The sequence below is a fragment of the Tenacibaculum sp. DPLXC6 genome, assembly GCF_056815515.1.
The window spans coordinates 2753283-2766883 of the sequence record NZ_CP141806.1; the positions used below are offsets into that span (position 1 = coordinate 2753283).

9 protein-coding genes and 2 tRNA genes are annotated in these 13601 nt (G+C 31.3%); 7 read left to right on the forward strand and 4 right to left on the reverse strand.

Annotated features, from left to right (window positions below):
- The first annotated feature begins 12 nt into the window (after positions 1-12).
- On the forward strand, positions 13-1242 hold the full coding sequence (locus VCM48_RS12530; protein WP_482270724.1) for a Pycsar system effector family protein: 1230 nt from the start codon (positions 13-15) through the stop codon (positions 1240-1242).
- A gap of 3 nt (positions 1243-1245) precedes the next feature.
- On the opposite strand, the gene VCM48_RS12535 is transcribed toward VCM48_RS12530, so the two are convergent.
- From VCM48_RS12535 to der, 3 genes are all read right to left on the reverse strand, one after another.
- Complete coding sequence (locus VCM48_RS12535) at positions 1246-3630, reverse strand: GAF domain-containing protein (protein WP_274640748.1); 2385 nt, start codon at positions 3628-3630, stop codon at positions 1246-1248.
- Between the two features lie 137 nt (positions 3631-3767).
- Complete coding sequence (locus VCM48_RS12540) at positions 3768-6539, reverse strand: outer membrane beta-barrel protein (RefSeq protein ID WP_482270725.1); 2772 nt, start codon at positions 6537-6539, stop codon at positions 3768-3770.
- A gap of 79 nt (positions 6540-6618) precedes the next feature.
- The gene (gene der / locus VCM48_RS12545) at positions 6619-7926 is read right to left on the reverse strand and encodes a ribosome biogenesis GTPase Der (RefSeq protein WP_482270726.1); all 1308 of its coding nucleotides are present in this window, start codon (positions 7924-7926) and stop codon (positions 6619-6621) included.
- Positions 7927-8030: 104 nt separating this feature from the next.
- Here der and VCM48_RS12550 point away from each other — a divergent pair, with 104 nt between their 5' ends.
- The gene (locus VCM48_RS12550; protein WP_482270727.1) at positions 8031-8543 is read left to right on the forward strand and encodes a GTP-binding protein; all 513 of its coding nucleotides are present in this window, start codon (positions 8031-8033) and stop codon (positions 8541-8543) included.
- On the opposite strand, the gene era is transcribed toward VCM48_RS12550, so the two are convergent.
- The gene (era, locus tag VCM48_RS12555) at positions 8540-9448 is read right to left on the reverse strand and encodes a GTPase Era (RefSeq protein WP_274640744.1); all 909 of its coding nucleotides are present in this window, start codon (positions 9446-9448) and stop codon (positions 8540-8542) included. The two genes, VCM48_RS12550 and era, sit on opposite strands and share 4 nt — an antisense overlap.
- 112 nt (positions 9449-9560) lie before the next feature.
- Here era and VCM48_RS12560 point away from each other — a divergent pair.
- The 5 genes from VCM48_RS12560 (at position 9561) to VCM48_RS12580 (ending at position 13601) form a co-directional block, all read left to right on the forward strand.
- A tRNA-Met gene (locus tag VCM48_RS12560) sits at positions 9561-9633 on the forward strand.
- Positions 9634-9946: 313 nt separating this feature from the next.
- Positions 9947-10019: transfer RNA gene (locus VCM48_RS12565), tRNA-Met, on the forward strand.
- 144 nt (positions 10020-10163) lie between these two features.
- Positions 10164-10610 (forward strand): protein-disulfide reductase DsbD domain-containing protein, encoded by a 447-nt coding sequence (locus VCM48_RS12570; RefSeq protein WP_482270728.1) that lies wholly within the window; start codon positions 10164-10166, stop codon positions 10608-10610.
- A 19-nt stretch (positions 10611-10629) separates the two neighbouring features.
- Positions 10630-12621 carry a protein-disulfide reductase DsbD family protein gene (locus VCM48_RS12575; protein ID WP_482272226.1) on the forward strand — a complete coding sequence of 664 codons (1992 nt, stop codon included), beginning with the start codon at positions 10630-10632 and terminating at the stop codon, positions 12619-12621.
- A 542-nt stretch (positions 12622-13163) separates the two neighbouring features.
- Entirely contained in the window at positions 13164-13601 is a 438-nt protein-coding gene (locus VCM48_RS12580; protein WP_164723427.1) for a GNAT family N-acetyltransferase, read from the forward strand.

The window sequence follows — 13601 nt, forward strand, 5'->3', positions numbered from 1 at the left end:
AAAACCTTTTTCATGAATAGTTTGATACAAGAAACAGAGCAGTTTGTAATTGATTTACTAAGTGAGAAATTAGATAAAAACTTTGTATATCATAATATAGCTCACACGCAACGAGTAGTTGAAAAATCACTTGAGTTAATAGAAGGGGAAGGCTTTTCAGAAGAACAGCAACAAGTTTTAACTTTAGCAGCATGGTTTCATGATGTTGGATATACAGTTAATCCTGAAAACCATGAAGAGGAGAGTACAAAAATAGCTGCTGATTTCTTAAAAAATAAAGAGGTTAAAGAAGGTGTTATTGATGAAGTGTCTAAATTAATAGCTTCAACAAAAATGGGAGCTAAGCCTGTGACCAAATTAGAAAAAGTGTTGAGAGATGCTGATTGTTCTCATGTTGGAAGTAAAAATTATACCGATTTTAACGAGTTATTACGAAAGGAGAGAGAATTAGTAAGTGAGAGAAAGATAAAAACTGTTGAATGGGATGATTCTAATCTTGATTTTTTAACAAAGCATCGTTTTTATACTAGTAAGGCTTCTAAATTATGGGAAAAACAGAAGAGTAAAAATATAGCTCAGCTTTTGAAGAGAAAACAAAAAGAAGTACAAGAAGCAGCTAAACTAAAACAGAAAAAAGAAGAATTAGCATACAAAAAAAATAAGATTGAATTACCGGAGAGAGGAATTGAAACTATGTTTCGTGTAGCGCTTCGTAATCATATAACGCTAAGTGACATTGCAGATACGAAAGCAAATATTTTACTGTCTGTAAACGCGATTATAATTTCGATGACATTGTCTACGTTAATTCCAAAGTTAGATAACCCGTCAAATCATTACTTAATAACACCTACCATAATTTTTGTGTTTTTCACAGTAATATCAATAGTGTTATCAGTTTTGGCAACGAGACCCAATGTTACCGAAGGGAAGTTTACCAAGGAAGATGTGGCAAATAAAAAAGTAAATTTATTATTCTTCGGAAATTTTCATCAAATGCAGTTGCCTGATTTTGATTGGGCAATGAGTGAAATGATGAAAGACCGCGATTATTTGTATGGTTCTCTTACCAAAGATTTATATTTCTTAGGGTTAGTTTTAAATAGAAAATATAAGTTACTACGAATTACGTATACCGTTTTTATGATTGGTATTTTAGTAAGTGTAGTAGCTTTTGCAATTGCATTTTATATACAAGAACAAGCATCAAAAGTAGCAGAAGTAGTTTCTGTGTTATTATAAAAACTATTTAAACTCTTGGATGAGCTCGTCAATAGTCATTGTTTTTTCAGTATCAAAGTTTTTATTGTAGATAACCTCTGCACGTAATGCTTTTAATCCTGAAACGCCTTGTAAATCTTCAATATCTAACTTCTCTACATTACCCAATAGGTTTTTAGATTGTAAGTATTTGATGTATTTATAATACTCCTCAGCATCTTTTTCTTGAGAGTATACAATTGCTATTTTACCAGGAACTGTCAGTCGTTCTTCGGTTCCTTTAATGTGAGCTTTATCAATACGTTTTTTAATTATTTCGTAACGAATATTGTATGCACCATCAACATCAAACTGTTTTTCATCCATTCTAAATTTTATTGCTAATGGATTACTATGTACTAAAATTAACGAAGCTACTCTAAGTTTATGCTCCATCTTTTCAGCTGCTTTTAAGGCTACATTCTCCATTTCACACATTACTTGTAACTGCCATAACCTAAGGTTGTATAAGTATAAGTCGTCATATTTTTTCTCTCTTGTTAATGACTGTCCTATGTACATGTTATACTCAACACCATCTGTTTTATAACGTTCAAAATAATGAGGAAACATTTGTTGTGCTTCTTTTTGTCTAGTATCAATAAAAGAAGCCAATTTATCATTTAGCAAAGTAACACTATCTTCATAAGCTTTACGTTTTTCGTATACTACTTGTAAGTTAGGATCTAAACGACTAATATATGATTCGACTAAGGAACTTAAGTCTTTATTAACCGTTTTTATATGATTAAAAACAGGATAGATTTCACGTTTTAAGAAGTCTAAAATAGCTATTTCATCGCCAGCTTTTAATCCTTTTTTTACTTCTGACAAATATTCTTCAACTCTAAATCGTAATTCTTTATAAATAGGAAGGCTTTCAACTTTACAGGCTTCCAATAATACGGAAATAGCTAAAGAAAGTTGAGTGGTTAAATCTTCTTTAATAGCTTTATTTCGGGCAATAGATGACCCTTTAATATCTGATTGACCATACAAAGGGTGTACGTCAGGAAAAACAATATCTTCAATTTTAACCTTTTCTTTAGTTTCATATGATTCTATATGAAATCTTTCAGCAGCCTCATAAAAACGCCATTTTACTGTTGGGTGAATAGAAGTGTAGTTTTCTTGAATTGTGGCTTCTAATATATTTTGATGTTCTTCAGAAAAACGATCAACAGCAATTTTAAATAACGGAATTAAATCTTGTAATTTATTTTGGTTGATTGAGTTTAATTCAAAAGGTCTTGGTGAAGCAAACTCAATAATAGCGAGACTATTTTTAGTGGATGCTTGTATTGGAACTAAAATAATACTACCTATGTTTTTGTCTTTTAAACGTTGGTAAAAATTTTTGTTCTCAGTTTGTTTACCATACTTTTCTACATCAGAAATAGCAAGGGTTTCGTTATTTATAAAAAGCTTTTCTAAAACATAATTACAAAAAATACAATCACAAGAAACATCTTTTTCATAGTTTAAAACAAGGCTTTCTTCTTTGTTTATGTGAGATGAGTTAAAGTTGTTTGAATCTGTTTCGAAAATAGAAAATCCTAATGATAAGTCATTTATTTCAAAGAATCTGCGAAAAATTTCTTGTAATGTAGTAACTAAGTCATCATCCTTTTTTATAAGACTGGTTCTTATTTCTGAAATAATTTCATCGGTTGTAACATCAAATAAATTCATTATCCCAAACCCTTTAAAAATATATGAGTCAGGAGGGAATTTTTCTTTCCAAACATCAATATCATCAAAATTATCGAGTAAAAACTTAATGTCTTCTTCTGTTATTTTTGGAGCGTTTTCGGTTGGTGAAATCTCCATGAAGTCAGCATTAAAAGCAGCACGATAATTCTTTATAGTATTGGTTGTTTTATCAGGAATATCAAAATAGAAAGGACGTTTTACGTTGATAGAGTAGTTGTATACCTCAGTTAATATAATACTACAAGCGTATTTATACATTAAATCACTTTCAAAATTACGAACTTTTAATTCGTAGTCATCTCCAGCATTTTGTAAAATCTTTTCAAATCGACTAGTAAATTTAAAAGATGTAAAAGTAAACGGAATACTAACCGCTTTAATTTCATTCTCTAATAATAATTCTGGGAATAATGGTTCAAGTAACATCTCAATAGTGTCTTGATACTTTTCTAATGTAGATTCATCAGAAAAACCATTAATTAATTCAGGAGCTTTGTTTGCTTCTCGAACTATCTTTTTAGATGATTCATGATATGGATGCTTTTCTTGTTCTTTAGCAGCATATTTTTGAAACAAAGCAACTATTTTTTCAAAACTTATTTTAAGTTTAAAAGGAAGCTCAATATTTTGAATGTCTTTTGTTCGTCTTATGTTCATAGAATGAAAAAAAATGAATCTATACAAATTTACAAAATTGTAAGCAAGTAGTCGTTTTTATTGTTGTTACCTTTCAAAAAACAAAAAGCTACTATTAACATTAATAGTAGCTTTTTGTTTGGTTATCATTGTATCGATTAAAAATGAAAATCGTAATTTTTTATTTTCCCCTTTTTACCTAAACTATTAAATTTCCAACTAAAGCCTAGCATAAAATACTGTTGTAATACGGTGCTCTCAGAATCCTCTATATAATTTGAAGTAGCTCTTCGTTGAGCATTGGTGTTTTGACTCAATAAATCATAAGCTTTTAGGTTAATAGTACCTTGATCTTTTAAGACCGAATAGGCAAGCGTAGCATTCCAAAACCAAGCAGATTTATTAAATCCAATTACGTTAGGATTGTATGTGTAACGAATATCATTTCTCCATTCTAATTTTTTAGGAACAGTAGTTTTTGTTCTTATGTTAACAGAATGTCTAGTGAAATTTTGATTTTGATTTGTGTTTATGTCGTATTTAGTATTTGAAAAGGAAATATTATAGTTTCCTTCAATAGAAGCGATCTTATTCCAATCTAAAGTAGCTCTAAAAACAGGACTTATTGAAGTTGTTTTAGCTCCCTCCTTGATGTCATTTAAAATGTTGAAATTTTTACTAGCTCTAATATTTGTACCAGCTCTAAGTTGAAGGCTTACAATAGAATCTAATTTTATTTTTTTACTGTAGCTACCACCTCCCCAAAAGTCATAACCACCATCTGTATTTTCATAAGTAGTGTTTCTTACTAAATCATCATCAATAAAAGTATTAGTTATTACTTGGTTTTGATAAAGAGTACCACTTAAATAAAACCAAAAACCAGTACGAGCTTGCCAGTTAAATTTGTTAAAGTTGATGTATGCTCCGTGATTTTGAGAGGGTTTTAGATTTGGATTACCTGTAATAATGTTAGAAGGATTGGTTACATCAGAAAAGGGCTGTATTTGATTAATGTTAGGGGCATTGTTGTTTAAACGATAATCAAAATAAATAGAAGCTTTAGAGTCAAATCGATATCTAAAACTAGCGTCTAAATCTAAATTATTAAATTCTTTTTTTAAACTTAACTCAGGACGTAATTTATCATTGTTTTCTAATGTTCTGTTTACAAAACCAGTACCTAAATTTAAACGCCATTTTTTAGTTCTGTATACCAATTCTAATGATGGTGTTTTAGTAATGTCATTATAGGTAAAGTCAGAACTCAAACCTGTATTAAAGTCACTGTACTGTTGTGTTGTTGAATTGAAGTCAAAGGTGTTTTCCTTGTTTTCTCGTTCATCACGTTGATAACTATATTTAGTATCTAAAAAGAATTTTTTAGCAATCAAAGGGAAACGATAGGTTAAGTTTGTGGTAAGTCCTATCAAGTTGTTTTCAATAGTACTTTTTTGGTCTCTATTTTCGATATCGGGATTGCTACCAAAAGTTTCAATGGTAGACTTGTTAATTTCTTCGGTATCTGCTTTATCGATACGATTAGTTATTGAGGCTTTAATAAAAGAACCTTTTGCCCCTAATTTTTTAGTAATATCTAATCTGTTTTGAAAATTGTTAGCTTCTGATTTAGAGTAGGCAGAGCTCACGTAGTTATTAGTAAGGGTATTGTCTTTATCTAAGGATTCTTCTTGCCTAAGACTACTTCCTTCTCTTTTATTAAATACAAAAGTAGGTTTAATGTTGATTAAGAATGTAGAATCTATTTCAATGTCAAAATCAGTGTCAAAACTATGATTGTGATTTTCATCATCAGAAGTAGTAGTGGAGTTAGAAAAATACTTCCTGTCTGGAAGCGTGTATTCTCTATTGCTTTTTGATTCATTGTTAGAGTTGCTTCCAGAGTAAAAATAATTAGCATTTACGTCTAAACCTTTACCAAATTCGTCAGCATAAGTTGCACCAGCGGTTTTTGACTTTATAATACCGCTACCACCACCAAAACGCCTTCCGTTAACGCTAAATCCGCCGTCTCCTCCAAACCAAATATTACTACCTCCAAACATTTTTTGAATTTCTCCAAAGCTAAAACCAGGGGAATTAATATTGTTTGTACTGGCTAATACGCTAAATCGTTGGTTGTTGTCAAAACGATTTACCATTGCAGCTCCTTCAAAACGTTTGTCGGTACCAGCACCACCAGATACTCTACCAAACCAACCTTTATTATTTTCTTTTTTTATGGTAAGGTTAATGGTTTTATTATTTGCATCTCCTTTTTCACCAGTAAAAGCTTCTGATTTAGATTTAGTATCGGTAATTTGAACTTTTTCAATAATATCTTTGGTTAAGTTTTTAGTGGTAATGCTTGGGTCGTTTCCAAAGAAAGGCTTTCCGTTAACCAAAATTTTATTGACTTCTTTTCCGTTTACAGTAATTTTTCCATCTTCATCTACTTCAACACCTGGAAGCTTCTTTAAAAGATCTTCAACATTAGCATCTTTTTTAGTTTTAAAAGATTTTACATTAAACTCTAAAGTATCTTTTTTTACTGTAATTGGTGCTCTTGATTGTATAACTACCTCGCTAAGTAAGTTACTTTCTTCCTTTAAAAAAATTGTACCTAAATTAAGGTTAGAGGTTTTGTCTAGTTCTATTGATTTAGAATAACTATCCATACCAACATAAGAAATAAAGAGTTTTACATCTTTGCTAAAAGACTTTCCTTCTAAAGAAAACTTTCCTTTGTCGTTTGAAATGGTATAGGTAACGATAGAGCTATCTCTAGCTTTCTCTACATGAACTGTAGCAGCCTCTATAACGGTTTTGTCTTTTTCAGAGTTAATTGTACCAGTAATTTTAAACGGGTAGGATTGAGAAAAAATAGAACTTGTAAGTAATAGGGTGAAAATAAAAAGTAGTTTTTTCATTGTTTATAGCAATATGATTTTCAAAGAGCTACAAATAAAAAGAAAAAACTACTTTCTGATAGTTAAATATTGTTAAAAATTATTTTTGCCTGAAATAAATACTAATTGGCACTCCATTAAAGTTATAATGTTCGCGTAATTGATTTTCAATATAACGTTTGTAAGGGTCTCTAATATATTGAGGTAAATTAGCAAAGAAAGCAAACTGAGGTGTATGTGTTGGCAACTGCATACAGTACTTTATTTTTATAAATTTACCTTTTGTTGCTGGAGGCGGATTATGTTCCATAATCTCCAACATCGTTTCATTTAACTTACTTGTTTGAATACGACGTTTTCTGTTTTCAAAAACTTCAACAGCAGTTTCAATAGCCTTGAAAATACGTTGTTTTGTTAATGCTGAAATAAATACGATAGGAACATCTGTAAAAGGAGCAATTGCCTGACGAACTTTAGCCTCAAAATCACGCATAGTATTGGTTTCTTTTTCAACCAAATCCCATTTATTTACTAAAATGACAATTCCTTTTCGGTTTTTTTCGGCCAACCAAAATATTTTTTCGTCTTGTCCTTCAAAACCACGAGTAGCATCAATAACTAATACAGCAACATCACAATGTTCGACTGCACGTACAGCGCGCATTACTGAGTAAAACTCTAAATCTTCTTTTACTTTAGATTTTTTTCTAATTCCAGCTGTGTCGACTAAATTAAATTCGAATCCAAAACGATTATACTTTGTATCGATAGAATCTCTTGTAGTTCCTGCAATATTGGTTACAATGTTTCTGTCTTCACCAATTAAAGCATTAATAAATGATGATTTTCCTGCGTTTGGACGTCCAACTACAGCAAAACGAGGTAATTCGTCTTGTTTTTCTTCGTCTTCTTCAGGCTCAGGAATTTCTTCCGCAATAGCGTCTAATAATTCTCCGGTTCCACTTCCATTAATAGAAGAAATAGTATAGTAGTCTCCTAGCCCAAGGTTGTAAAATTCAACAGCATCAGCATCACGCATTGCATTGTCAACTTTATTTACAGCCATAAATAGCGGTTTCTCAACCTGACGTAAAATTTTAGCAACTTCAGCATCCATAGGTGTAATACCTTGTTCAACATCAACTACAAAAACAATAATATCAGATTCATCAATAGCTAACTGAACTTGTTTACGTATTTCTCCTTCAAAAATATCATCAGAACCAACAATGTAACCACCAGTATCAATTACAGAAAACTCTTTTCCATTCCATTCAGATTTTCCGTAATGACGATCTCTTGTAACTCCGCTAACAGAATCAACAATAGCTTCACGACGTTTTACTAGTCGGTTAAATAAAGTGGATTTACCTACATTTGGTCTTCCTACAATCGCAATAATACTCATTTTGCAAAAAATTTGTGCAAAGATACAATTTAGTATATGATTTGTAATGATTTTTAGATAGTATATAGTTTTTGCTATATTGTTGGCACCTAATCTTTTATTTAATGGATGATAAATTATATAATCAGATTTTTTTAAAACCTCGTTTTCAATTAGAATATGAGATAAGTTCTCAGGTTTTATTAGAAGAAATAAAGAAGCATTTAAACGATGTTTCTAAGTATAAAATGAAGGTTGTAGATAATCATGTAGTAATTGATGTGCCAGAAAAAGAATCACATTTATGGTCTCCACAGTTACATATTGAAATAGAAGAGATTTCAGAAACTTCATCAAACATAAAAGGATTGTTTGGTCCTAAACCTCAAGTTTGGACTTTTTTTATGTTTTTGCACTTTTTGGTAGGGACAGCTTTTGTAATTTTTGCGATTATAGCATATAGTAATTGGTCGTTAAAAAAAATCACCATGTTGCCTATAGTAATGTTGGTTGTTTTACCCATTGTTTGGGTAGCACTGTACTTAGTTGGTAGCTTAGGTAAAGCTACAGGAAAAAAACAAATGGATGAACTGAAAGAATATACTAAACAGTTGTTACGAACAATTAAAAAGAGTTAATCTTTATATCCAAATCGTTTTAATTGACGTTCATTAGAACGCCAGTTTTTATTAATTTTTACATGTAAATCTAAGAAAACCTTTTTGTCAAAAAAATGTTGAAGGTCTTTGCGGGCTTCTGTTCCAACACGTTTGATAGCACTTCCTTTATGTCCGATGATAATTCCTTTTTGTGTTTCACGCTCTACCATAATAACAGAACGGATCTTTATAATATTATCTTCTTCAACAAAACTTTCGGTTTCAACTTCCACCGAATAAGGAATCTCTTTTTTATAGTGTTGAAGAATTTTTTCACGAATTTTTTCATTCACAAAAAAGCGTTCAGGTTTATCGGTTAATTGATCTTTTGGGTAAAAAGGAGGGGAGTCTGGTAAAAGCTCAATAATTTTATAAAAAACGGTATCTACATTAAAGTTTTCAAGAGCAGAAATTACATATACAAATGAGTTTGGAACTTTCTTTTTCCAATATTCAATTTTAGCTTCAACTTCTTCTTGAGTCGATTTGTCAACTTTGTTTAGTAGTAAAATAACTGGGATTTTACTGTGGATGATTTTATTGAAAAAAGCTTCATTTTTTAAGGCGGTTTCACCAACCTCTACCATGTAAATAAGTACATCGGCATCTTCAAAAGCAGATTTTACAAAATCCATCATAGATTCTTGTAGCTGATAAGCAGGTTTTATAATTCCTGGAGTATCAGAAAAAATAATTTGATAATCATCTCCATTTACAATACCTAAAATACGATGTCTAGTAGTTTGCGCTTTTGAAGTAATAATAGATAGCTTTTCACCTACTAAGGCATTCATTAAGGTAGATTTACCAACGTTTGGGTTTCCAATAATATTTACAAATCCTGCTTTATGTGTCATAGTGCAAAGATAGGTTGTTTTATGCAAGAAGTGTTTATTTTTTAGCTGCTTGTTATTTAGGTGGATATATTCATGTAAAAATAAAAGCTTTTTTATTTGGGTAGAACAAGAAAAAGAATGTATATTTGCAACCGCAAATCGCGGGATAGAGCAGTAGGTAGCTCGTCGGGCTCATAACCCGAAGGTCACTGGTTCGAGTCCAGTTCCCGCTACTAAGTAAAAGCTTTCGAGAAATCGAAAGCTTTTTTTATTTATAGTCTCAGAAAATCTAAAACCACCTTCCTTCTTGTTAAAATACATGTTACTGAATTGTATTAACATAAGTATTAGTTTTTCTTCTGTTATTATAGCATAATCTAGTTATATATCCTTTATAATATTTCATTAGGAAGTGTTTTTAGGGTATTGTTGTTTTTTCTATTTAGTTTGTTAAGGTGTATATCAGTTCTTTAGAATCAAACTAAGGATTATTAGCTTTTTATTTGGATAGAACAAAGAAAAATACGTATCTTTGCAATCGCAAATCGCGGGATAGAGCAGTAGGTAGCTCGTCGGGCTCATAACCCGAAGGTCACTGGTTCGAGTCCAGTTCCCGCTACTAAGCAAAGGCTTTCGAGAAATCGAAAGCCTTTTTTCGTTTTTGTATTTAGTTGCTAATGTTAAACTTTTTTTAATCTTTTGTGTTTTAGCAAATAAAGGCATTACATTTACAGGTTTAAGATAACGCAACTAAATAAAAACAATGAGAAAATTACTTTTAACTCTGTTGCTGGTTGTTTGCACTTCTGCATTTGCTCAAGTACATGATCCAGTAAAGTGGACTACTTCTGTAAAAAAGATATCCGATAAAGAAGCAGAGCTAGTAGCTACCGCAACAATTCAAAAAGATTGGCATTTATATTCGCAAGAAATTCCAAAAGGAGGACCAATTCCGACTCTATTTACTTTTGATGGAGATACCAAATACTTGAAAAAAGGAAATACCAAAGAAGAAGCAGGACATGTAGTAAATGATCCAGTTTTTGAAATGAAAATAAAGTATTTCGACACTAAAGCTACTTTTACTCAGAGAATTCGTTTAAAAACGACAGAGAAGTTTATTGTTAAAGGAGCAGTAGAATATATGGTATGTACAGGAATGAATTGCCTGCCGCCAAAAGAAGTAGAATTGACTTTTAATGTAAATTAATCCTTTTTCCCCTGATATGATGAAAAGAATACTAGCATTTTTGCTTTGTTTTACCATTGGGTTTTCGGCAATGAGCCAAATTCATAATCCAATAGAGTGGAAAACAAGTGTAGAGAAAGTTTCTGAAACAAATTATAACCTAGTTAGTACAGCAACAATTCAAGGAAGTTGGCATTTGTACGCACAACAAGTTCCTAGTGGAGGACCTATTCCAACAACTTTTACGTATGATGATGACGGAGGAAAAATTAAAATTGTAGGAAATACTACAGAGCCTGAAGGAGAAATTAAGTTTACAACACTTTTTGGTGAAGAAGGAATGAATATTAAATCCTTTGCACACAAAGCCGTTTTTAAACAAGAAATAGAGATAGTAGATACTAGTGTAAAAGAAATAAACGCTTTTGTGGAGTTTATCGCTTGTACTGATGAGATGTGTTTACCTCCAAAAGAAGTAGACTTGGCATTTGATTTAACAACGGCTACTGAAGCTTCTACAGGTACAGCAAATGAAACAAAAACAACAGATAAAGTAGCTTCAAAAGAAATTAAAAAAGAAGAAAAGAAAGGTTTATGGGCTATTTTCTTTATTGCTTTTTTATCAGGCTTTGCCGCATTATTAACTCCATGTGTATTTCCAATGATACCGATGACAGTAAGCTTTTTTACTAAACAAAGTAAAAGTAAATCGGCAGGGATAAGAAATGCTATTATTTATGGATTATGCATTGTCGTAATCTATGTATTGTTAGGTTCTGGAGTTACCTTTATTTTTGGAGCAAGTGCTTTAAATGCACTGTCAACTAACATTTGGTTTAACATAATTTTCTTTTTAATCTTGGTGATCTTTGCTGTGTCTTTCTTAGGTGCTTTTGAAATCACCTTACCAAGTTCTTGGGCGACTAAAGTAGATTCGCAAGCCGATAGAGGAGGATTAATCGGAATCTTTTTTATGGCATTAGCCTTAGCAATTGTCTCTTTCTCATGTACTGGGCCAATTGTAGGAACTTTGTTAGTAGAAGCTGCCTCAAAAGGAGGTGTAGCTCCAATTATAGGAATGTTAGGGTTCTCTTCAGCTATTGCACTACCATTTGCATTGTTTGCAGCTTTTCCAGGATGGCTAAATTCATTACCAAAATCCGGAGGATGGTTAAATACTGTAAAAGTAGTTTTAGGTTTCTTAGAATTAGCTTTAGCATTTAAATTTTTATCAAATGCAGATTTAGTATTACAATTACATTTATTAGAAAGAGAAGTGTTTATTGCTATTTGGATAGCTATTTTCGGAGCTTTAGCATTTTACTTATTCGGAAAAATACAGTTACCACATGATAGCCCAATCAGTCATATTTCGGTTGGAAGATTAAGCTTAGGGCTGGTAGTATTGTCTTTTACTATATATATGGTTCCAGGACTATGGGGAGCACCGTTAAACTTAATTAGTGCTTTTCCACCACCACAACATTACAGTGAATCACCTTACGGAGTTGGTTTTACTAAACAAGCAGTTGTAAGTTCAGGAGGTCAAGAAAATGGACATGAAAGTTTACCTGAAGGAGCACACTTAATGCCACCGCATGATATCATGTCGTTTCATGATTATGATAAAGGATTAGCCTATGCTAAAAAAGTAGGAAAACCTGTAATGCTAGATTTTACAGGACATGCTTGTGTAAATTGTAGGAAAATGGAACAAAACGTTTGGGTAAAACCAAAAGTTTTAGATGTGCTAAAAAACAAAGTAGTGTTAATTTCTTTATATGTAGATGACAAAAGACCATTAGAAGAAGATGAAGTGGTTGAATCTAAGTTAAATCCTGGAAAGAAATTAAAATACATTGGTCAAAAATGGAGTGAAATGCAAACCATTAAATATAAAGCAAACTCACAACCATTTTATGTATTAATGAATCACGATGAATCAAATATAATTGATCCGATAGCCTACACACCAGATGTAGATGAGTACTACAATTGGCTTGAAAATGGAATTACCAATTTTAAAAAGTAATTAAAAATTATATTATAAACAAAAAGCACTTTAGAAAAATCTAAGGTGCTTTTTTGTTAAGTTAAGTTTTGGTAGAATCGTACAAAATAATGTAAGAGGTTCTTTTACAGTAGCTGTTTTGAAATTATCCATAAAATTCGTATCTTTGTACGATATGGTAGATACTACACACGAGAAAAAAAATCAACGAGTTTTTACATTCAACTACCTTGTGTTCCGCAACCAATCGGACAAATTTATCCCACCAGGGTTCTAAATTAAGTTTATAATAGCTTCTCCTTTTGAGAGAAGACTCTCTAATATATTTAAAAACACTTTGTAGAACTATTTGCCAGTAAAAAATAGATTTATAAAATGTTTTTTTTGACCTTACGAATATCGATTTATAGATAATCGTACACTTTTCGAAAAAAAGTATTCTGCATTAAAAGACAAACACCAAAAAATAGGTTTTGTATTTACTGCTATTTAAGTTTCAATAAAAATGAACTAAAGAAACTTATAATTATTACATACCTATTCTTTTTTATAAAAATAAAATTATGACAATAAAAACTTACGATGCATTTAATCGTATAACCCCTTTAGAAATAGAAAGAGTAACTAACTTTTTATACAAACACCTTGAAAAATATGGAGATGAAAAATCAGCAATTCGTAAAGCAATAGATTATGCAGCAAAAGAGAGAACAGGATTAGGTGGGTATGTTTTTACGATAGAAGATAAAGGTGAAATTGTAGGTGCGGTGGTAATCAATAAAACAGGAATGGATGAGTACATACCAGAGAATATTTTAGTATACATAGCTACGCACAATGAATATAGAGGAAAAGGAATTGGAAGAAAAATAATGACACATGCTATTGAAAACTGTAAAGGAGATATTGCTTTACATGTAGAAAAAGACAATCCAGCTAAGTTTTTATACGAGAAACTAGGATTTACTACCCCGTATTTAGAAATGAGACTAAAGAGATAA

Coding starts and splice junctions, on each gene's coding strand:
- VCM48_RS12535 (WP_274640748.1), bottom strand. CDS start 3,630: ATGAACATAAGACGAACAAAAGACATTCAAAATATTGAGCTTCCTTTT.
- VCM48_RS12530 (WP_482270724.1), top strand. CDS start 13: ATGAATAGTTTGATACAAGAAACAGAGCAGTTTGTAATTGATTTACTA.
- VCM48_RS12570 (WP_482270728.1), top strand. CDS start 10,164: ATGAGAAAATTACTTTTAACTCTGTTGCTGGTTGTTTGCACTTCTGCA.
- VCM48_RS12575 (WP_482272226.1), top strand. CDS start 10,630: ATGAAAAGAATACTAGCATTTTTGCTTTGTTTTACCATTGGGTTTTCG.
- VCM48_RS12540 (WP_482270725.1), bottom strand. CDS start 6,539: ATGAAAAAACTACTTTTTATTTTCACCCTATTACTTACAAGTTCTATT.
- VCM48_RS12580 (WP_164723427.1), top strand. CDS start 13,164: ATGACAATAAAAACTTACGATGCATTTAATCGTATAACCCCTTTAGAA.
- der (WP_482270726.1), bottom strand. CDS start 7,926: ATGAGTATTATTGCGATTGTAGGAAGACCAAATGTAGGTAAATCCACT.
- VCM48_RS12550 (WP_482270727.1), top strand. CDS start 8,031: ATGGATGATAAATTATATAATCAGATTTTTTTAAAACCTCGTTTTCAA.